General features: G+C 60.2%; 18 protein-coding genes. 5 read left to right on the top strand and 13 right to left on the bottom strand.

Translation table 11 applies throughout. The features are described 5' to 3' along the window. Positions 1 to 7 precede the first annotated feature (7 nt). Both V8689_RS01090 and V8689_RS01085 read right to left on the bottom strand, forming a co-directional pair. Complete coding sequence (locus V8689_RS01090; protein ID WP_056791049.1) at positions 8 to 637, bottom strand: fimbria/pilus chaperone family protein; 630 nt, start codon at positions 635 to 637, stop codon at positions 8 to 10. 177 nt (positions 638 to 814) lie between these two features. After that, positions 815 to 1,462 (bottom strand): DUF1120 domain-containing protein, encoded by a 648-nt coding sequence (locus V8689_RS01085; RefSeq protein ID WP_056791046.1) that lies wholly within the window; start codon positions 1,460 to 1,462, stop codon positions 815 to 817. A gap of 478 nt (positions 1,463 to 1,940) precedes the next feature. Here V8689_RS01085 and ppx point away from each other — a divergent pair, with 478 nt between their 5' ends. Beyond that, positions 1,941 to 3,443, top strand: coding sequence for an exopolyphosphatase (gene ppx / locus V8689_RS01080; protein WP_003195352.1), 1,503 nt, complete (start codon positions 1,941 to 1,943; stop codon positions 3,441 to 3,443). A gap of 137 nt (positions 3,444 to 3,580) precedes the next feature. Here ppx and ppk1 read toward each other — a convergent pair whose 3' ends face one another. Beyond that, a complete protein-coding gene (ppk1, locus tag V8689_RS01075; RefSeq protein ID WP_056791043.1) occupies positions 3,581 to 5,803 on the bottom strand; it encodes a polyphosphate kinase 1 in 2,223 nt (740 codons plus the stop codon). Positions 5,804 to 5,821: 18 nt separating this feature from the next. Then, positions 5,822 to 6,835, bottom strand: coding sequence for a porphobilinogen synthase (gene hemB / locus V8689_RS01070; RefSeq protein WP_056791040.1), 1,014 nt, complete (start codon positions 6,833 to 6,835; stop codon positions 5,822 to 5,824). 208 nt (positions 6,836 to 7,043) lie between these two features. Here hemB and V8689_RS01065 point away from each other — a divergent pair, with 208 nt between their 5' ends. Further along, complete coding sequence (locus V8689_RS01065) at positions 7,044 to 7,679, top strand: DedA family protein (protein WP_056791079.1); 636 nt, start codon at positions 7,044 to 7,046, stop codon at positions 7,677 to 7,679. On the opposite strand, the gene V8689_RS01060 is transcribed toward V8689_RS01065, so the two are convergent. Then, positions 7,660 to 8,895: a sterol desaturase family protein gene (locus V8689_RS01060; protein ID WP_056791038.1), complete on the bottom strand. Its 1,236-nt coding sequence runs from the start codon at positions 8,893 to 8,895 to the stop codon at positions 7,660 to 7,662. The genes V8689_RS01065 and V8689_RS01060 overlap by 20 nt on opposite strands. Positions 8,896 to 9,010: 115 nt before the next feature. Here V8689_RS01060 and elbB point away from each other — a divergent pair, with 115 nt between their 5' ends. Then, complete coding sequence (gene elbB, locus V8689_RS01055; RefSeq protein ID WP_044269766.1) at positions 9,011 to 9,676, top strand: isoprenoid biosynthesis glyoxalase ElbB; 666 nt, start codon at positions 9,011 to 9,013, stop codon at positions 9,674 to 9,676. A 103-nt stretch (positions 9,677 to 9,779) separates the two neighbouring features. Here the strand turns inward: elbB and V8689_RS01050 are convergent, their stop codons facing one another. The 5 genes from V8689_RS01050 to V8689_RS01030 form a co-directional block, all read right to left on the bottom strand. Beyond that, a complete protein-coding gene (locus V8689_RS01050; RefSeq protein ID WP_032894581.1) occupies positions 9,780 to 10,235 on the bottom strand; it encodes a YaiI/YqxD family protein in 456 nt (151 codons plus the stop codon). 1 nt (position 10,236) lies between these two features. Further along, entirely contained in the window at positions 10,237 to 12,132 is a 1,896-nt protein-coding gene (locus tag V8689_RS01045; protein ID WP_056791035.1) for an FTR1 family protein, read from the bottom strand. A 202-nt stretch (positions 12,133 to 12,334) separates the two neighbouring features. Further along, a complete protein-coding gene (locus tag V8689_RS01040; RefSeq protein ID WP_003195369.1) occupies positions 12,335 to 12,967 on the bottom strand; it encodes a LysE family transporter in 633 nt (210 codons plus the stop codon). 168 nt (positions 12,968 to 13,135) lie between these two features. After that, positions 13,136 to 13,702, bottom strand: coding sequence for a mechanosensitive ion channel family protein (locus V8689_RS01035; RefSeq protein WP_003195372.1), 567 nt, complete (start codon positions 13,700 to 13,702; stop codon positions 13,136 to 13,138). Next, complete coding sequence (locus V8689_RS01030) at positions 13,702 to 15,612, bottom strand: ATP-binding cassette domain-containing protein (protein ID WP_056791032.1); 1,911 nt, start codon at positions 15,610 to 15,612, stop codon at positions 13,702 to 13,704. Before V8689_RS01030 ends, V8689_RS01035 begins: the two co-directional genes overlap by 1 nt. A 50-nt stretch (positions 15,613 to 15,662) precedes the next feature. On the opposite strand from V8689_RS01030, the gene V8689_RS01025 reads away from it, so the two are divergent. Then, positions 15,663 to 16,127 carry a TIGR02444 family protein gene (locus V8689_RS01025; protein ID WP_056791029.1) on the top strand — a complete coding sequence of 155 codons (465 nt, stop codon included), beginning with the start codon at positions 15,663 to 15,665 and terminating at the stop codon, positions 16,125 to 16,127. Here the strand turns inward: V8689_RS01025 and V8689_RS01020 are convergent. Beyond that, on the bottom strand, positions 16,124 to 17,263 hold the full coding sequence (locus V8689_RS01020; RefSeq protein WP_082587752.1) for an AlgP family protein: 1,140 nt from the start codon (positions 17,261 to 17,263) through the stop codon (positions 16,124 to 16,126). The genes V8689_RS01025 and V8689_RS01020 overlap by 4 nt on opposite strands. 192 nt (positions 17,264 to 17,455) lie before the next feature. On the opposite strand from V8689_RS01020, the gene V8689_RS01015 reads away from it, so the two are divergent. Next, the gene (locus tag V8689_RS01015; protein WP_056791023.1) at positions 17,456 to 18,133 is read left to right on the top strand and encodes an FKBP-type peptidyl-prolyl cis-trans isomerase; all 678 of its coding nucleotides are present in this window, start codon (positions 17,456 to 17,458) and stop codon (positions 18,131 to 18,133) included. A 52-nt stretch (positions 18,134 to 18,185) separates the two neighbouring features. Here V8689_RS01015 and V8689_RS01010 read toward each other — a convergent pair whose 3' ends face one another. Then, positions 18,186 to 18,644, bottom strand: a complete 459-nt coding sequence (locus V8689_RS01010) for an Rsd/AlgQ family anti-sigma factor (protein ID WP_032894575.1) — start codon at positions 18,642 to 18,644, stop codon at positions 18,186 to 18,188. A gap of 209 nt (positions 18,645 to 18,853) precedes the next feature. Continuing rightward, positions 18,854 to 19,375 carry a disulfide bond formation protein B gene (locus V8689_RS01005; RefSeq protein WP_056791020.1) on the bottom strand — a complete coding sequence of 174 codons (522 nt, stop codon included), beginning with the start codon at positions 19,373 to 19,375 and terminating at the stop codon, positions 18,854 to 18,856. Positions 19,376 to 19,573 lie beyond the last annotated feature (198 nt).

Here is a 19,573-nt window from a genome sequence, read left to right as displayed (position 1 = left end):
GAACCGATCAACCCTCATCGGTGATGACCGGCGCTCGGTAGTTGTCTACCGAAAACCCGTAGACCGTGGCGGGCTGGATCTCTACTTGAGCCACATTGCCCAACGGATCTTCGCCCTTCGCCACCAATGCCTCACCTGGCAAAATGTAAGTGCGCGGCAATGTCGCCAGTGTGCCTTGTGGCAGCAGTTGCACATCCGGCGCCAGGCGCACTACATAGGCGCTGTCGTTGTGGACGCTGAGCCGGTCGCCGACGCGCTTCCACGTCAACAGTTCCCAGGGCGTGTGGTGACGCGGCAGGCCTTGGGGGTGCAGGATCAGCGGCAAATTCTGTCGCAGGGTGATGCCGATGGTCGCACCACCGGCAGCACGCGCCTGGGGAATGCCCTCGAACGACACGCGCTTGAGCCGCTGGGTCTTGAGCGGCTGTTTCAAGGTGCTGATAAAGCGCACAAGCTGCGTATCCCCCGCCTCCACACGGGTGACAGGCGGTGTGACAATCAGTAGCGGCTCCAGGTCTTCAGGCACATTCTCAACAACGGAATGCAACAGTGCCGGCCCCGCATCGGTGTTCTTGATACTCAAGGTGGCTTCGCCGTCTTCCTCATAAAGCACCACCACTGTTGTTTCCGGCAACATACCGTCGGCGGCGGCAACAGCACTGAAAAAAAGATGCCACAGCAGCGCACAACTTATTAAAAAACCACGCACTCGGTATTCCCCTCAACTCATGCCGTTGACGATTGGCAATCACGCGCCCATAGAAAAACAGCCAATGAGAAAGGGTCAGTTTCCTAATCGGCTGTTTTCAGTTAGTTAGATGTAACTCAATACAAGCGTGGCGCGCCCATCAATGGAAATGTCGCGACTTAAATCCAGGTCCTGAGCTTTGTTGATCACCGCTTTCACCGCAAGCGTGCCGGTCAACTGGCTAATAGCGGCAGGGGTAATACTCACGCCATTACGCCAGGAATACTGGCTGGGCGACTGCGCAATTTTGCCATCGCTGTTGTACCAGGCCCCGAAACCGGTGCGCATGATTGGAAACAGCGTCGTACCGGAAGACCTGAGGTCCCTGAGCGTGACCGAATAGCCACCGGTACGCCGAGCGCCCACCATACCCAAACCATAGTTCTGTGCTTCGGTGAAGCCCGCGCCGAGGATGCCCGTCACCTTGCTGCCCGCTTGCAGATCAGTAAACGTGAGCCCGAACCTGGCAGGCGTGGTGCCGCAATTGATCACCAGCGAAGTGGTCCTCTCTTCACGCGGATTGAATGCCGTGCGGGACAACTCACCCGAGCGAATCGTGCCGTAGTCGATGATGCCACTGCCTGCCAGGCTGAGGTTGCAGGCAGCCGGTGTAATCGTGCCCCTGACAACCAACTGTGCACTGGTGGTTGCCTGGGCATTGAGGGTCGCAGCCAGGCACGCCATACCGACGGTTAATCCAATAATTTTTTTCATGCTCGTCCTGTCATTTGGAATTAACAGGCGCTCTTTATTTTGGTTTTTGCGACTCCGTCGCTCAACGCTTTATCTTCCGTAACACAAAACTATAAATAAATAACACCCAGGCAGAATTGCCGAATGACAGTCTGGCGCCTTGGTGCTTGGCAAAAAAATCAGACAACGCGGTATTTACTGTGGGTTCTATTAAATTAGGCAACGGCTTTAATCCATCAGCAAAGTAGTCCTATCGCTGAAATTGCATGATCTATGATCCCGATCACTGTAGGCAATGTCATACACAACTTACGACGATATACAGTTAAAACGTCTTACAGTATCGGAGCACCTATTCGCTTAAAGCTTACGAAGCTGCCCTACACTTCTCAGAGATTTCCCTACAGACAGCATCGACCCAATTACCGAAGCACAACGCGTTGGCGTCAGCGGTCGATCGTGGCACGATGGCAAGGTTATCGACCGAGATCCCCAAACCATGCCGCAATCCCAAGCCAAGAATCTGTCCTTGATCGCCGCCATCGACCTGGGCTCCAACAGCTTTCATATGGTCGTGGCCAAGGCCCAGAACGGCGAGATCCGCATCCTTGAGCGGCTCGGCGAGAAAGTGCAACTGGCCGCCGGGATCGACGACGAGCGCAAGCTCAATGAAGAATCCATGCAGCGCGGGCTCGATTGCCTCAAGCGTTTCGCGCAACTGATCAACGGTATGCCGCCTGGCGCGGTACGTATCGTTGGCACCAACGCCTTGCGCGAAGCGCGCAACCGCAACGAATTCATCCATCGCGCCGAGGAAATCCTCGGGCATCCGGTGGAAGTCATCTCGGGCCGTGAAGAGGCGCGCCTGATCTACCTCGGCGTGTCCCACACCCTGGCCGATACGCCCGGCAAACGCCTGGTGGCCGACATCGGCGGCGGTAGCACCGAGTTCATCATCGGCCAGCGTTTCGAACCACTGCTGCGTGAAAGCCTGCAGATGGGGTGCGTGAGTTTCACCCAGCGTTATTTCAAGGATGGCAAGATCACCCCGGCGCGCTACGCCCAGGCTTACACCGCAGCGCGCCTGGAAATCATGAGCATCGAACATGCCCTGCACCGCCTGACCTGGGATGAAGCCATCGGCTCGTCCGGCACCATCCGTGCCATTGGCCTGGCCTTGAAAGCCGGCGGTCATGGCACCGGCGAGGTGAACGCCGAAGGCCTGGCGTGGCTCAAGCGCAAGCTGTTCAAGCTGGGGGATGCAGAGAAAATCGACTTCGACGGCATCAAGCCCGACCGTCGCGCCATTTTCCCTGCGGGCCTGGCGATTCTCGAAGCCATCTTCGACGCCCTTGAACTGCAACGCATGGACCACTGTGACGGCGCCCTGCGCGAAGGTGTGCTCTACGACCTGCTGGGCCGTCATCACCATGAAGACGTGCGCGAGCGCACCCTCAGCTCGCTGATGGAGCGTTATCACGTTGACCTGGAACAAGCCGCCCGTGTGGAGCGCAAAGCCTTGCACGCCTTCGACCAGGTGGCCGAGGACTGGGACCTGGAAGACGGCGTCTGGCGCGAGCTGTTGGGCTGGGCAGCCAAGGTGCACGAAGTGGGCCTGGACATCGCCCACTACCATTACCACAAGCACGGCGCCTACCTGATCGAACACTCGGACCTGGCCGGTTTCTCGCGGGAAGACCAGCAGATGCTTGCGCTGTTGGTGCGCGGCCATCGTCGCAATATTCCCAAGGACAAGTTTGCCGAATTCGGTAAAGACGGCATCAAGTTGATCCGTCTGTGTGCGCTGTTGCGCTTTGCAATCCTGTTCCACCACATCCGTGGCACCCAGGAAATGCCCCAGGTCAAACTGCACGCCGATGGCGACAGCCTGGAAGTGATGTTCCCCAAAGGCTGGCTGGATGAAAACCAGCTGACCCAGGCGGACTTCGCCCAGGAAGCGGAATGGCTGACGCGGGTGGGGTTCAGCCTGAACCTGCGCTAAAGCAAATCTAAAAGCATTCTGCAAAACAAATGTGGGAGCGGGCTTGCCCGCGATGACGGAGTGTCAGCCAATGCATCTTTGGCTGACCCACCGCTATCGCGGGCAAGCCCCCTCCCACTTTTTGACTGAGCTGGGTTTTAGTTCACCGCAAGAATCGGGCTACCCAACTTCTCCAACAACGTCGCCTGCGCGCTGCGCGGGTTCTGGTTGCCGGTCGGGGTGTTACGCACGTAGCGCCCATCCGACTGCAGGCTCCAGCTGTGGGTGTTGTCGGTCAGGTAGCTTTCCAGCTCCTTCTTGACCCGCATGATCAACTTCTTGCCTTCCACCGGGAAGCAGGTCTCCACGCGCTTGTCGAGGTTGCGCTCCATCCAGTCGGCGCTGGAGAGGAACATCTGCTCTTCGCCACCGTTGAGGAAGTAGAACACGCGGGTGTGCTCCAGGAAGCGGCCAATGATCGAGCGCACGTGGATGTTATGCGACACGCCCACAATGCCGGGGCGCAGGCAGCACATGCCACGTACCACCAGGTCAATGCGCACACCGGACTGGCTGGCCTTGTACAACGCGCGGATGATCTTCGGATCGGTCAGCGAGTTGAACTTGGCGATGATGTGCGCAGGCTTGCCGTCGAGGGCAAACTGGGTCTCGCGGGCAATCATGTCGAGCATGCCCTTCTTGAGCGTGAACGGCGCGTGCAGCAGTTTCTTCATGCGCAGGGTCTTGCCCATGCCGATCAACTGACTGAACAACTTGCCGACGTCTTCGCACAGCGCGTCGTCGGACGTCAGCAAGCTGTAGTCGGTGTAGAGCTTGGCGTTGCCGGCGTGATAGTTGCCGGTACCCAAGTGGGCGTAGCGCACGATCTCACCGGCTTCACGGCGCAGGATCAGCATCATCTTGGCGTGGGTCTTGAAGCCGACCACGCCGTAGATCACCACCGCACCGGCCGCTTGCAGGCGGCTGGCCAGTTGCAGGTTGGACTCCTCGTCAAAACGCGCACGCAGCTCGATCACCGCGGTGACTTCCTTGCCGTTACGCGCCGCATCCACCAGCGCATCGACGATTTCCGAGTTGGCGCCGCTGCGGTACAGGGTCTGGCGCACGGCCAGCACATGCGGGTCTTTGGCGGCCTGGCGCAACAGGTCGACCACCGGGGTGAACGACTCGAAGGGGTGCAGCAGCAGGATGTCCTGCTTGCTCACCACGCTGAAGATGTTCTCGCTGTTTTGCAAAAGTTTCGGGATCTGCGGGGTGAACGGCTTGTATTGCAACTCCGGGTGGCTGTCCAAGCCGGTGATGCTGAACAGGCGCGTCAGGTTCACGGGGCCGTTGACCTGGTACAGCTCGGATTCGGCCAGGTTGAACTGCTTGAGCAGGTAGTCCGACAGGTGTTTGGGGCAGGTGTCCGCCACTTCCAGGCGCACCGCGTCGCCGTAGCGCCGCGAGAACAGCTCGCCACGCAGGGCACGGGCCAAGTCTTCGACGTCTTCTGAGTCCAGCGCCAGGTCAGCGTTACGGGTCAGGCGGAACTGGTAGCAGCCCTTGACCTTCATGCCCTGGAACAGGTCATCGGCGTGCGCGTGGATCATCGACGACAGGAATACATAGTTGTCGCCAGCGCCCCCCACCTCCTCCGGTACCTTGATGATCCGAGGCAACAGCCGCGGCGCCGGGATGATCGCCAGGCCCGAGTCGCGGCCAAAGGCGTCGATACCTTCAAGCTCGACGATGAAGTTGAGGCTCTTGTTCACCAGCAAGGGGAACGGGTGCGTCGGGTCGAGGCCGATAGGCGTGATGATCGGCGAAATCTCGTCCCGGAAGTAACGGCGCACCCAGGTCTTGATCTTGGCGGTCCAGTGACGACGACGAATGAAGCGGACCTGATGCTTTTCCAGTTCCGGCAGCAGGATATCGTTGAGGATCGCGTACTGGCGGTCCACATGGCCGTGCACCAGCTCACTGATGCGCGCCAGGGCCTGATGCGGTTGCAGACCGTCGGCACCGGCTTGTTCACGGGCGAAGGTGATCTGCTTCTTGAGGCCGGCAACACGGATCTCGAAGAACTCGTCCAGGTTGCTGGAGAAGATCAGCAGGAATTTCAGCCGCTCCAGCAAGGGGTAGGACTCATCCAGCGCCTGCTCGAGCACGCGGATGTTGAATTGCAGTTGTGACAACTCGCGGTGGATGTACAGGCTGCTGTCATCCAGGTTGGTGACCAAGGGCACCGGCGCCGGCGCAGGTGCTTCAGCCACCACCGCAGGCGGTGCAGGCTCCAGCTCCGGCGGGGTTTCGGCGACTTGTTCAACCACCGGGTGAGCGTCTTTTACGGCAACTTCTGAGAGTCCTTCGGTATTCATCGAGTGTTCCTGTGAGGGCTATTGTTGCTCTCTAAGCAATTGGGCGGCGCGGGCGGCGAAGTAGGTCAGAATGCCATCAGCGCCGGCACGTTTAAAGGCAGTCAGGGATTCGAGGATCACCCCTTCACTCAACCAACCATTCTGGATTGCCGCCATGTGCATGGCGTATTCACCGCTGACCTGATAGACAAAGGTCGGCACTTTGAATTCCTCTTTGACCCGGTAAAGAATGTCCAGGTAGGGCATCCCTGGCTTGACCATCACCATATCGGCGCCTTCGGCCAGGTCGGCGGCCACTTCGTGCAGGGCCTCTTGGCTGTTGGCCGGGTCCATCTGGTACGAGGCCTTGTTGGCCTTGCCCAGGTTCAGCGCCGAGCCTACCGCATCGCGGAATGGGCCGTAGTAGGCGCTGGCGTATTTGGCCGAGTAGGCCATGATTCGTACATTGACGTGGCCAGCCAGCTCAAGGGCTTCGCGAATCGCCTGGATGCGCCCGTCCATCATGTCCGACGGTGCAACCACCTGGGCGCCTGCCGCGGCGTGGGACAACGCCTGCTTGACCAGAGCATCGACGGTGATGTCGTTCTGAACATAACCTTCTTCGTCAAGAATGCCATCCTGGCCGTGAGTGGTGAAAGGGTCCAGCGCCACGTCAGTGATCACACCCAGTTCCGGGAAGCGCTCGCGCAGGGCACGGGTGGCACGCTGGGCAATCCCCTCGGGGTTCCAGGCTTCGGCGGCGTCCAGGGACTTGAGTTCGGCCGGAGTCACTGGAAACAGCGCCAACGCCGGAATGCCCAACTCGACCCAATTCGCCGCCTCTTCAAGCAACAGGTCAATGGTCAGACGCTCCACACCCGGCATCGACGCCACCGCTTCCCGACGATTTTCACCGTCAAGCACGAAAACCGGCAGGATCAGATCATTCGTGGTCAGTACATTTTCACGTACCAGGCGACGAGAAAAATCATCACGACGATTGCGACGCAGACGGGTGGCGGGGAACAGGCGATTGGCAGGGGTAAAGCTCACGACAGACTCCTGAGCCCGTGTTTACGGGCGAGCGTTGCAGTTATAAGCGGCCATTATGACGAATGAATGACAGTTGTGCTTATCGACGCGACCTGTAGTCCCATTCGTCATTTGCGTAGGAATTGTTCACTTCGTGACACATCTCGATACTTTCATGAATCTTCGTGAAGGCGTAGGCTGCGCGTTCATTTCGCCAGCACCCTTGACCATGCTTCAACAATTTCTGCATGACTTCGGCTACTTTGCCCTTTTTCTCGGCACGTTCTTCGAAGGCGAGACCATCCTGGTACTCGCAGGCTTCCTGGCGTTCCGTGGCTACATGGATATCAACCTGGTGGTGGTCGTTGCCTTTTTTGGCAGCTACGCCGGCGACCAGCTCTGGTACTACATGGGGCGCAAGCACGGCCGCAAGTTGCTGGCGCGCAAGCCGCGCTGGCAGTTGATGGGCGACAAGGCACTGGAACATATCCGCAAGCATCCGGATATCTGGGTATTGAGTTTCCGCTTCGTCTACGGCTTGCGCACGGTGATGCCCGTGGCGATTGGCTTGTCTGGCTATCCACCGTTGCGCTACCTGGTTCTCAACGGTATTGGCGCGGCGATCTGGGCCGCGGCACTGGGGGCTGCGGCCTATCACTTTGGCGCGGTGCTGGAAGGCATGCTTGGCAGCGTCAAGAAATACGAGCTATGGGTACTGGGCGCCTTGCTGGTGCTGGGCTTTGGCCTGTGGCTGAGACGCCGCTTCAAGAATGCCCGCATTGCCCGCCAAGCCTGTGCCGAGGCCAAGGCTCGGCTGACCAACGAGCCAGCCCCGGTCGAAACGCCTAAGACGCCAACCGAGTAAGCCGGCTTCTGCAACAGTAGAGGCCGATAATGCTGAGCAGGCTGTAGCTCGCCAGGCCCAGCCAGCCCAGGTTGCTGGCGGGCCACAACCCCACCAGCGGCGCCAGCCATACCAACGGCACATTCAACGCCAGGCGTGCCAGTTCGGCCTTCAACGTCCATGGGCGATTCTCCAGTGCCACGCCCAGTGTAAACAGCCCCAGCGCCATCGTGCCCCAACCGAGGACCAGCGCCGAGGTGGGCAACCTCTCACCGACATTCATCAGATAGCTGCCAAACCCCACATAAGCCGCAAACTGCAAGGCGATGTAGACCTGTTGGCGCACGTCCAGCGGCACCTCGAACTTGCGGAACTGGCTCAGGTCCGGCTTGGCGATCGGGTACTGGGCCTTGACGTCCGCCGGGCGCCAGCCGGTGCGCATGAACCAGATGCGCAGCTTGTCCCACCAACGCTCAGTACGCCGGGCGTCACTCCAGAGCTGCGCATAAAACTGCAGGTTAGCCCACAGCGGGTTCCAGCTGGCCAGGGGTGTGGTCACGCCGAAAATCACCGGCTCGTTATCGTCTTCCTCCTGGAAGGTGCCGAACAGCCGGTCCCAAATAATGAACACCCCGCCGTAGTTGCGATCCATGTAGAGAGCGTTCTGTGCATGGTGGGCCCGATGATTGGACGGCGTGACGAAAAACCATTCGAACCAGCCGAGCTTGGGAACATGACGTGTATGGACCCAGAATTGATACAGCAGGTTGAGCGAGGCCACACTGATAAACACCACCAGCGGCACGCCGGCCACCGCCAGCGGCAGGTAGAAGATCCAACTCAGCAGGAAACCAGTGCTGGTCTGGCGCAAGGCAGTGCTGAGGTTGTAGTCCTCGCTCTGGTGATGCACCGAATGCGCGGCCCACAGGATGTTGCGCTCATGGCCCATACGGTGCAGCCAGTAGTAGCAAAAGTCATAGAACACAAAGGCGAATACCCAGGTCCAGGCACTCTGGGCCGGCAACTCGAACAGTGCCAGGTGCTTGAGGGCGAACGCGTAGGTCAGCAGGCCCACGCCCTTGGTGAGCAAGCCGGTGGTGGTGGACAGCACACCGGTGCTGAGGCTGTTGATGGCATCCGCCACTCGGTAGTTGCGCACGCCACGCCAACGGTCGGCCAACAACTCCACCACAATCAGGGCAATAAAAAACGGTACTGCGTAAGGCACAAAGTCCATGGGCTAGTCCGGTCTATTTTTGTTACATCAAGATTAGGTGCAGCGACGTGAGATCCCATTGGCAACAGGTTACAAATTAGTAGACATTTAACGCCATGAATCAGGAGAAATGCCCATGAGCAAAAAGATTGCAGTGATCCTTTCCGGCTGTGGCGTGTACGACGGCGCAGAGATCCATGAAAGCGTGATCACCCTGCTGCGCCTGGATCAGCGCGGCGCTCAAGTGGAATGCTTTGCACCCGACGTAGCGCAGTTGCACGTGATCAACCATCTCACGGGCGAAGAAATGCCCGAGTCGCGCAATGTGCTGGTGGAATCGGCGCGCATCGCCCGTGGCGCCGTGAAGGATATTGGCCAAGCCAACGCCGCGGACTTTGATGCGCTGATCGTGCCGGGCGGTTTTGGCGCGGCCAAGAACCTGTCTAACTTTGCCGTGGAAGGCGCCGGCTGCAGCATCAACCCGCAGGTGCTGGCGCTGGCTGAAGCCTTTGCCGAAGCGGGCAAGCCGGTGGGGTTGATCTGCATCTCGCCGGCCCTGGCCGCCAAGATCTACGGCCCTGGCGTGACCTGCACCATCGGCAACGACGCCGACACTGCCGCAGCCCTGGACAAGATGGGCGCCACCCACGTCGAATGCACCGTGGAGGACATCGTCGAGGACCCGGCGCGCAAGCTGGTGAGTACGCCGGCCTATATGCTGGGCAAGAACATCAGCGAGGTGGCGTCGGGCATCAACAAGTTGGTGGATCGGGTATTGGAGTTGACTCACGAGAACGACTGACGCCCTCTTTCTGTAGGAGCGAGCTTGCTCGCGAAGAACCTGAAAACGCCGCGTTCATCCAGAGTGCCCGCGTTATCGTTGACGTTTTTCGCGAGCAAGCTCGCTACAGAGGCTTCATCAAGCGGGTGAGGATTCGGTCCAGTGCATTGGCAAACGCCTGCTTGTCCTTTTCGCCGTGGGGCGGTGGGCCGCCGCCCATCTGGCCTTGCTCGCGCAGGTCGGTGAACAGGTTACGCACCGCCAACCGCTCGCTCATGTTCGCCGGGCTGAATTCCTTGCCACGCGGGTCAAGGGCCGTGACGCCCTTCTTCACCAGGCGGTCGGCCAAGGGCACGTCGCTGCAAATCACCAGTTCGCCGGGCACGGCGTGCTCCACCAGGTAATCATCGGCGGCATCCGGCCCGCTGGGCACCACAATCAACTTCACACAGGCAAAGCTGGGCTTGATCTGGCTTTGTCCTGCCACCAGCACCACCTCAAACTGGCGCTTGAGGGCGAACTTCACCACTTGGTCCTTGGCCGCCCGAGGGCAGGCGTCGGCGTCGATCCACACCCGCATGCTACGCCGCCACCCGGCGCTTTTCGGTCAGGCGGCTACGGCCATACAACACCACAATCGCCAGGATCGCCATGGCCTGCGCGCCCAGCGAATACGCATCGGCGTGGATGCCCAGCCAGTCGAAGTCAAAGAACGCCACTGGCCGCGTGCCGAAGATGCCCGCTTCCTGCAAGGCCTTCACACCGTGCCCGGCGAACACCACCGACAGCGCACACAGCAACGCGGCGTTGATGCCGAAGAACAGCGCCAGGGGCAGCTTCGCCGAACCGCGCAGGATCACCCACGCCAGGCCCACCAGCAGCACCAGCGCCGTGGCACCACCGGCCAGCACCGCGTTGTGCCCGGCAGGGCCGGCCTGCAGCCACAGGGTTTCGTAGAACAGGATCACTTCGAACAGTTCGCGGTACACCGAGAAGAACGCCAGCACGGCAAAACCGAAACGCCCACCGCCGCCCACCAGGCTGCTCTTGATGTAGTCCTGCCAGGCTGCCGCGTGACGCCGGTCGTGCATCCACACACCAAGCCACAACACCATCACACTGGCGAACAACGCCGTGCAGCCTTCGAGCAATTCACGCTGGGCACCGCTGACGTCGATGACATAGGCCGCCAAGGCCCACGTGGCCAAGCCTGCCAACAGCGCCAGGCCCCAGCCGAGGTTGACGCTGCGCACTGCCGATTGCTGGCCGGTGTTACGCAGGAAGGCGAGGATCGCTGCCAGCACCAGAATCGCTTCCAGGCCTTCACGCAGCAGGATCAGCAGGCCGGAGATATAGCTCAACGACCAGCTCAGGCCATCGCCGCCCAGCAAGCCAGCGGATTCAGTGAGTTTGCCCTTGGCCACATCCAGGCGCTGCTGCACCTGCTCGATAGGCAAACCGTCCTGCAACGATTGCCGATAAGCCATCAGGGCCTTCTCGGTGTCTTTGCGCACATTGGCATCGACGTTATCCAGGGAGCTTTCCACCAGTTCGAAGCCTTCCAGGTAGGCCGCGACGGATAGATCGTAAGCCTGCTCGTGGTCGCCGTTGCGGAAGGCCGCGAGGCTCTTGTCCAGGGTGGCGGCGGTGTAATCGAGCAACTGCGCGGGGCCGCGCTGAACCTGCGGCGGCTGTGCACGCTGGGCGCGGAACGTAGCCGCAGCGCCAGGGCCGCCAGCGGCGAGCACTTCATTGGGGGTTTGGCGGGCCAGGTCGGCGAGGTTGAACGTCTGCTCGCCTTTGGCGGCGGCCGGGTTGGCCGTGAAGCCGGCGATATAGGTTGCCAGGTCCCAGCGCTGGCGGTCGTCCAGTTGGTCAGCGAACGATGGCATGTCGGTGCCTTCGACGCCCAGGCCGAGGGTGTTGTAGATCGCGTAGAGGCTCAGGCGATCCAGGCGCGTGGCATCGCGCAGGTTAGCGGGTGGCGGGGTCATGCCCATGCCTGCGGGGCCATCGCCGGCACCTGCCGTGCCATGGCACACCGAACAATGCTGGGCGTAGAGCGGCGCGCCGCGGGTCGGGTCCGGCGTGATGGCCGGAGCCTGGCTGACTTCATACGCCACGGCCAGCTTGGCGCCCAATTGACGGGCCTGGCGGGCAACGCTCGCGCCGTCCTGGTGGGCAGTAACTGCGGCCAGCAGTTCATCAACGCCCTTTATCAGCTCAGCGCGCTCGGGTTTGTCTGGCAAATCCGCCACCAGCCCCTGCAACACCCCGAGAAATTCCACTTGTTCACGGTATTCCGAGTCATCCACCACCTTGCCCGCCTCCACCGTGGGTGGGTAGTCGGCGCCAATGTAGTCCAGCAAATGCAGGGCTTGTGGCGCGCCCTCGGCGGTCGCGGCCGACAGATTGAAGCTGCACGACAGCAACGCCGGCAACAGCAGCCAGGCGAGAAAGCGGAAAGGGGCGGTCATGAATGAATCTCAAGTGGAAATACGAAGTAACACTATTGTTGAGCTTTAATGGATTCGACTCAAGGTGTTATTTCATATCACTACAAAACGAGTGTGGGAGCGGGCTTGCTCGCGAATGCGGTGCTTCAGTCACTATTTCCTTTGACTGACACACCGCATTCGCAAGCAAGCCCGCTCCCACATTTTTGGTCCAGTCGCTTGGTCAGGCCGTGGCGCGATGCAGGCTGGCAAGGAAACCGGCAGCGCCAACAAACAAGCCAGCAAAGGTGCGGTTTACACGTTTCTGCTGTTTAGGCGTACGCAACAGGCGCAAGACTTTCGACGCCAACCCTGTGTAGCCCGCCATCACGATCATATCGACGCTGATCATGGTTGCACCGAGTATCAGGTACTGGACCAACAACGGCGCCTGCGGGTTCACGAACTGCGGCAGCACCGCCAGCATGAACACCAGCGCCTTGGGGTTGCTGGCGTTGACCAGAAAGCCGCGGAACATCATCGCCATCGGTTTGCCGATGGGGCGCACGGCGGCGTCATCGGTCATGTCCATGGGCAAGGCGCGCCATTGCTTGATGGCCAGGTACACGAGGTAGGCCACGCCGAACCATTTGATCGCATAGAACGCGGTAGACGACGCCGCCAGAATGGCCCCCAAACCACCGGCGACCACGGCAATCTGCATCGCCAGGCCCAGTTGCAGGCCGATGGCGTTCCAGTAGCCACGCACAAAACCATACTGCAGGCCGCTGGACATCGAGGCGATGGCGCCGGCGCCAGGGGAAAGGGAGATGATCCAACTGGCGAGGAAAAAGGCCAGCCATGTATCGAGAGCCATTGCACACCTCGTAAGGGAGTTAGCGGTTGTGCCTTAAGCTAACTCCAGCGACCAAAGGCTGGCTATAGATTTCTGTAGGAGCGAGCTTGCTCGCGAAGAACGTCAACGATAACGCGGGCAAACTGGATGAACGCGGCGCTCTCAGGTTCTTCGCGAGCAAGCTCGCTCCTACAGGATATTGGTGCCAGAGCCGGGCCAGCGGCGTACCGAACGCTGGAAGAACAGGCTATTGGGCACCTGCACCATCGCGCTGTTGGTCCCGGCTTCCTCGACTTCGATCAGCGTGGTGTAGAGCAAGTTGATCGCCACGACGCGGCCCTTCACGCCCGGCTTGTCGACGGTGTCCACCAACTCGACGATATCACCCAGGCGAAACGGCCCGACGGTAAAGATCAGGATCGCGCACAGCAGGTTGGACAGCACCGACCACATGGCGAAGAACGCCACGGCCGCCACCGCGACAAAGCCCGACAGGGCCGTCCACAACACCGTGGCAGACACACCCAGGCGGCCCAACACAAAGATCAACGCACTGCCCATGATCAGCCAGCGCAAGCCGCCGCGCAGGGGCATCAGCAATTGCGGCGGGAACGGGTAGCGCTCGCCCAGGCGCGTAAGGCCTTTGGCGACGAAGCGCTGGGCCAGGTAGCCAGCCAGCAGGATCAGCAGGATTTGCACGCCAATCCAGATGGGTTCGATCCATTGCACCGGTACCGGTAATTGCAGCGCTTCCATCAGGACAGCGCCTCCAGCTGCGCTTGCAGGGTTTCGAGCAATTCGAGGGCCTCCATCCAGGTTTCCTCCAATTGCCCCTCGCGCACCTTGAGCTTGGCCTGTTCGGCCAGCAGGTCACGCAGTTCATCCTTGCGCGACGCCTCGTAGACGGCGCTGTCGCCCAGGCTGGCTTCGATCTTGGCCAGGCGCTCATGCACCTTGCCCAGCTCGGCTTCCAGCTTGTCGGCTTCGCGCTTGTGCGGTGCCAACTGCTGGCGCAGCGCGGCGGCGGCCTGGCGCTGGGCTTTCTTGTCGGTCTTGTCCGGGTTGACCGGCGTGTTGCTGGCCGGCGCGTTGCGCAGGCGGTATTCGGTCAGCCAGCGCGCGTAGTCGTCCAGGTCGCCGTCGAACTCTTCGACCTTGCCGTCGGCCACCAGCAGGAAGTTGTCGGTGGTGCTCTTGAGCAGGTGACGGTCGTGAGACACCACCAATACCGCACCACTGAACTCCTGCAGGGCCATGGTCAGCGCCAGGCGCATCTCCAGGTCCAGGTGGTTGGTCGGTTCGTCGAGCAGCAACAGGTTCGGGCGATCCCACGCGATCAGAGCCAGGGCCAGTCGGGCTTTTTCGCCACCGGAGAAATTCAGCACGGGCTCGTCGATGCGCGCGCCACGGAAGTCGAAACCGCCGAGGAAGTCGCGCAGGGTCTGCTCGCGCTCGGCTGGCGCCAGGCGTTGCAGGTGCAACAGCGGGCTGGCCTTGGCGTCCAGCGAGTCCAGTTGGTGCTGGGCGAAGTAACCCACCACCGTGTTCTCGCCCCGGGTGAGGCGGCCGGCCAGCGGCTCAAGCTCACCCGAGAGGTTCTTGATCAGTGTCGACTTGCCGGCGCCGTTCGGGCCGAGCAAACCGATGCGGGCGCCCGGCGTGAGCTGCAGCGTGACCTTCTCCAGGATGGTTTTTTCGCCGTAGCCCAGTCGAGCGTCCGAGAGGTCCAACAGCGGGCTGGAGATCTTCACCGACTCACGGAATACAAAGTCGAACGGCGAATCGACGTGGGCCGCCGACAGCTCTTCCATGCGTTCCAGGGCCTTGATCCGGCTCTGCGCCTGACGGGCCTTGGTGGCCTGGGCCTTGAACCTGGCGATGTAGCTTTCCATGTGCGCACGTTGCGCCTGTTGCTTTTCAAAGGCCTGTTGCTGCTGGGCCAGGCGTTCGGCGCGAGCGCGTTCGAACGCGGTATAGCCGCCACGGTAAAGGGTGATTTTCTTCTGTTCGACATGGGCGATGTTATCGACCACGGCGTCGAGGAAATCCCGGTCGTGGGAGATCAACAGCAAGGTGCCCTGGTAACTTTTGAGGAAGTCTTCCAGCCACAGGATCGCATCGAGGTCCAAGTGGTTGGTCGGTTCGTCGAGCAGTAGCAGGTCCGAGGGGCACATCAGCGCTTGGGCCAGGTTCAGGCGCATGCGCCAGCCGCCGGAGAAGTCGGCGACCGGACGGTCCATCTGCTCGTTGGTAAACCCAAGGCCGGCAAGCATCTTGCGAGCGCGGGCATCGGCGGTGTAGCCGTCGGCGCTGTCCAACTCCGAGTGCAGGCGCGCCTGGGCGGCACCGTCCTGGGCTTTTTCGGCTTCGGCAAGGTCGTGTTGTACCTGGCGCAGGCGCAGGTCGCCATCGAGCACGTAGTCGATGGCGATGCGGTCCAGGGTGTCGATCTCCTGGCGCATATGGGCAATGCGCCAGTCGGCCGGCAGCAGGCAGTCCCCGGAGTCCGGGGTCAGCTCACCCAGCAACAAGGCGAACAACGTGGATTTGCCGGCGCCGTTGGCACCGATCAGGCCGGCTTTGTGACCGGCGTGCAGGGTCAGCTCGGCGTCTTCAAGAAGACGTTGCGGGCCACGCTGTAATGTTAGGCTTTGAAGTCGGATCATAATGGCGGCGGAGTCTACCAGCTTCGTTGGCCGCTGGCTTGGGTGTGAATATGTGCGCTGACCTGTGGAGCTTTGCCCTTTCGACCTATGCCCGCCCGGGCGTGGAGGCCGCGTGCCTGCGCTTGCAGGAGCAAGGGGCAGACGTGTGCCTGTTGTTGTGTGGTGCTTGGCTGGAGCAACGAGGTGTGGCGTACAAGCCCGAACGGGTTCAGGCGCTGCAACAGATCGCTCAGCCGTGGCGGGTGCAGGTTGTCGAACCGTTGCGACAAATGCGGGTGCAATGGCGCGCCTTGGCCCAGCAGGATACGCAATTGGCATCGCTACGCGAGCAGGTCAAGACACTGGAGTTGGAGGCCGAAAGAACGCTGCTGGCGCGCTTGGAAGCGCTGGCGCAGACATGGCCGATCAATGAGGTGCCGGGTCAGCAAGAATGGCGTGAAGGCCTGGCGACCGAAGTCGCCAACCTTGACCACGACGCGCTGCTGCAATTGCGCGTCATGGCCACCAACACTTAGGAAGCGCTGGTTGGGGTGGTGCTTGGCGCTACCGGTGCAGGAGTGCTGCTGGCCGATGCAGTTGGAGCGGTGGCTGCTGCCGGGGTGGCAGTGGCGGCTGCTGGAGTGGCTGGCTTGGCGGGCGCTGGCTTGGCAGCTGGCTTCGCGGCCGGTTTTGCGGCAGCAGGTTTAGCGGCTGGCTTTGCGGCTGGTTTGGCAGCAGCAGGTTTAGCGGCTGGCTTCGCGGCTGGTTTGGCAGCAGCAGTTTTTGCGACTGGCTTCGCAGCTGGTTTGGCGGCAGCAGTTTTAGCGGCTGGCTTCGCGGCTGGTTTGGCAGCAGCAGTTTTTGCGACTGGCTTGGCAGCTGGTTTGGCAGCAGCAGTTTTAGCAACTGGCTTCGCGGCTGGCTTGGCAGCAGCAGTTTTGGCAGCTGGCTTGGCAGCAGCGGTTTTAGCGACTGGCTTGGCAGCTGGTTTGGCAGCAGCAGTTTTAGCAGCTGGCTTCGCGGCTGGTTTGGCAGCAGCAGTTCTAGCAGCTGGCTTCGCGGCTGGTTTGGCAGCAGCAGTTCTAGCAGCTGGTTTCGCGGCTGGTTTGGCAGCAGCAGTTTTAGCAGCTGGCTTCGCGGCTGGTTTGGCGGCAGCAGTTTTAGCAGCTGGCTTCGCGGCTGGTTTGGCAGCAGCAGTTTTAGCGACTGGCTTTGCAGCTGGTTTGGCGGCAGCCGTTTTAGCAGTTGGCTTGGCGGCTACTTTTGCAGGCGTACGAGCACCCAATGCTTTAGCTACGGCTTCCTTCACACGGCCAACGCCCTGGGCCAGTTTCAGGCTTTCTTGAGCGTCTTTTTTGAGTTGGGAAATGTAGCTGCGGGTTTCGGCTTGGCGATCCTTGAGAGCATCCAGCAGCTCTTCAAGTTCTTTGACCGCGCCTTTGGCTTTGGCTTGTGCCTTGGACTTGCCGGCAGTGGCGGCGTCTTGCAGTTTGGTACGGGACTTGTGCAGTTTTTCTTGCGCTTTACCGCGTTGCTTTTCCAGTTTGGCGAGCAGTTTTTCTGCATCAGCCAAGGCTTGGGAGCACGCGCTTTCCAGATGTTCGAGCAGGCTGCCCGAAAGTTGTTGGAGCAAGTGCAACGGGGTATTTACAGGCTTCTGTTTGGCCGACATGGTTTACCTCCTGGCTGACGTGGGTGCGGCTCATACTAGCCCTCTGCTCTTACCGCCGCTAGGGCATGTTGACAGTATCCTTTGCCTTGCGTTGCACCGTGCGAAAATTCTTATCGATATAACGGAAAACCGCGCCACTTTTTACGCACTCGCACTGGCATAATCCGTCGCACTTTCGCCGGGAGAATGCCCATGTCGCGTTACCTTTTTCTAGTGTTCGGCTTGGCGATCTGCGTGGCCGATGCAAGCGAGCAGCCCTCGTCAAACACCACCGCCGTAGCCCCGCACGACCTTGCCTATAGCCTGGGCGCAAGCCTTGGCGAACGGTTGCGCCAGGAAGTCCCCGACCTGCAGATACAGGCCCTGCTCGACGGGCTCAAACAAGCCTACCAAGGCAAGCCACTGGCGCTGGATAACGCGCGCATCGAACAGATCCTCGCGCAGCACGAAGCGCAGAACGCCGCCGACGCCCAACTGCCGCAAAGCGAAAAAGCACTCGCTGCCGAGCAGCAATTTCTCTCAAGGGAAAAAGCCGCCGTCGGCGTTCGTCAGTTAGCCGATGGGATCCTACTCACCGAGCTGGCACCGGGCACTGGCAACAAGCCGTTGGCCAGCGATGAAGTGCAGGTGAAATACGTAGGCCGACTGCCTGATGGGACTGTCTTCGACAAAAGTACGCAACCGCAATGGTTTCGCCTCAACAGCGTGATCAGCGGTTGGAGCAGTGCATTGCAACAGATGCCGGTGGGTGCGAAATGGCGCCTGGTGATTCCTTCAGCCCAGGCCTATGGCGCAGACGGCGCAGGTGAGTTGATCCCACCCTATACGCCGCTGGTGTTCGAAATCGAACTGCTCGGCACTCGCCACTGACCCATAAAAAAACGGTGCGACATGCGCACCGTTTTTTATCTCGCCATCAGGTTCAAGCCTGGGTGGCGGGTTCTTCTTTGTGAGCGTTGTGCAGCACTTCGATCAAGCAATCTTCCAGCTCGAAACGCTCATGCAACAGCGCACCCAACTCTTTGAATTTTTCCGCAACACATTTCCCGGCATCACACAGGTCGGTGAACGCCAACAGCTTTTCAGTAATCACATCGATGCGCGGGTAAATCGTCTCGGCCAACTCCAGGCCACGCTGATCATCGAAGGCTTCCGCCTCTTTGGTCAGTTGCTCATAGACGCCGAAATGTCCGGCAGACACGTAGTCCACCAGCACACCGCAGAAATCTTGCAATGTCTCGCGATTCTCGGCCAACGCTTCGGGCTTGGCGCCGAGAGCATCAAAGGCCCGAACCAGTTCGTGACGTGCCTTCAACCAGCTGTCGATCAGCTTATGCACCCCACCCCAGCGTTCCTGAGCATTCTGACAACTTTCCAACATGATGATCTCTCTTCCCTATTGGGGCGCCGCAGCTCTGTACCTGCGCAACACTTCAAGGATGAAGCAGCAGACGGACAAGGCCGCGTCTGACAAGCGGTTTGGATAACGCGTGCGGGCCAGATTATGCCCGCATGACTATGGCTTCAAGGTACGCAGGAGAGAATGTTCATACAAGTGTTTAATCCGCTCCTACAACCTGAGTCTCGTTTTCAAGGCATTGCAAGGCGCAAATGCCTGCCGAACAACAACCGTGACACCTGCATGAGCCCCAGGATCAGCATCGCCACGAAGAACAACAGGCTCCACTCAGGCAGGCTCAGGTCAAACAGCGTCCAGTTGATTTCGACACAATCGACAGTGCCATTGAACACCGAGCGCATTGCCTGCCAGACAGACAGGTTTTCAAGCATGTGCTGCAGACTGGGCCAGCAATCCCCCACCTGACTTGTCGGCCTGTTCTGCAACAGCACCTGCCGGCCTGCGGTGATGGCGCCCAGCAAGGCACAGCCCATGCTCGCCAGCCCGTAAAGGCAAAGGCCGGAACGCCCAGGCTTGTGGAGCACGGCAATCAAGTTGATCAATGCAAAAGACGCGAGGAACAGGCGCTGTACCTGGCATAGAAAACAGGGTCGTAGCAGCGCGCCGTATTGAAGATAGAAAGACGCGCCCAACGTCAGCGCACCCGCCATGAACGCCAGGAAAAACAAAGAGCGTAAAGGGGCCAAAGACATTGTTTATCCGCACTGCAAGAGATAGGTCGCTACGGTAGAGGAAAGGCCCGATCCCTTTCAATACGCCCTAGAGCAGACATTTCCTCGAAAACATAAGGACATCCCGCCACGAGCCCGAGGAAATTCAGTTACAACAAGTAGGAATTAGCAACAAGGCCAGTTAAACCGAGCGTTTGCAGGGTTTGAAGGATCGGGGGG

Source organism: Pseudomonas sp. AK181 (assembly GCF_051122975.1).
In the GTDB taxonomy this organism is placed as follows: Bacteria; Pseudomonadota; Gammaproteobacteria; order Pseudomonadales; family Pseudomonadaceae; genus Aquipseudomonas; species Aquipseudomonas lactis.
This window is presented reverse-complemented; position numbering and strand designations above follow the sequence as displayed.

Coding starts and splice junctions, on each gene's coding strand:
- V8689_RS01090 (WP_056791049.1), bottom strand. CDS start 637: ATGTTGCCGGAAACAACAGTGGTGGTGCTTTATGAGGAAGACGGCGAA.
- V8689_RS01085 (WP_056791046.1), bottom strand. CDS start 1,462: ATGAAAAAAATTATTGGATTAACCGTCGGTATGGCGTGCCTGGCTGCG.
- ppx (WP_003195352.1), top strand. CDS start 1,941: ATGCCGCAATCCCAAGCCAAGAATCTGTCCTTGATCGCCGCCATCGAC.
- ppk1 (WP_056791043.1), bottom strand. CDS start 5,803: ATGAATACCGAAGGACTCTCAGAAGTTGCCGTAAAAGACGCTCACCCG.
- V8689_RS01065 (WP_056791079.1), top strand. CDS start 7,044: ATGCTTCAACAATTTCTGCATGACTTCGGCTACTTTGCCCTTTTTCTC.
- V8689_RS01060 (WP_056791038.1), bottom strand. CDS start 8,895: ATGGACTTTGTGCCTTACGCAGTACCGTTTTTTATTGCCCTGATTGTG.
- elbB (WP_044269766.1), top strand. CDS start 9,011: ATGAGCAAAAAGATTGCAGTGATCCTTTCCGGCTGTGGCGTGTACGAC.
- V8689_RS01050 (WP_032894581.1), bottom strand. CDS start 10,235: ATGCGGGTGTGGATCGACGCCGACGCCTGCCCTCGGGCGGCCAAGGAC.
- V8689_RS01045 (WP_056791035.1), bottom strand. CDS start 12,132: ATGACCGCCCCTTTCCGCTTTCTCGCCTGGCTGCTGTTGCCGGCGTTG.
- V8689_RS01040 (WP_003195369.1), bottom strand. CDS start 12,967: ATGGCTCTCGATACATGGCTGGCCTTTTTCCTCGCCAGTTGGATCATC.
- V8689_RS01035 (WP_003195372.1), bottom strand. CDS start 13,702: ATGGAAGCGCTGCAATTACCGGTACCGGTGCAATGGATCGAACCCATC.
- V8689_RS01030 (WP_056791032.1), bottom strand. CDS start 15,612: ATGATCCGACTTCAAAGCCTAACATTACAGCGTGGCCCGCAACGTCTT.
- V8689_RS01025 (WP_056791029.1), top strand. CDS start 15,663: ATGTGCGCTGACCTGTGGAGCTTTGCCCTTTCGACCTATGCCCGCCCG.
- V8689_RS01020 (WP_082587752.1), bottom strand. CDS start 17,263: ATGTCGGCCAAACAGAAGCCTGTAAATACCCCGTTGCACTTGCTCCAA.
- V8689_RS01015 (WP_056791023.1), top strand. CDS start 17,456: ATGTCGCGTTACCTTTTTCTAGTGTTCGGCTTGGCGATCTGCGTGGCC.
- V8689_RS01010 (WP_032894575.1), bottom strand. CDS start 18,644: ATGTTGGAAAGTTGTCAGAATGCTCAGGAACGCTGGGGTGGGGTGCAT.
- V8689_RS01005 (WP_056791020.1), bottom strand. CDS start 19,375: ATGTCTTTGGCCCCTTTACGCTCTTTGTTTTTCCTGGCGTTCATGGCG.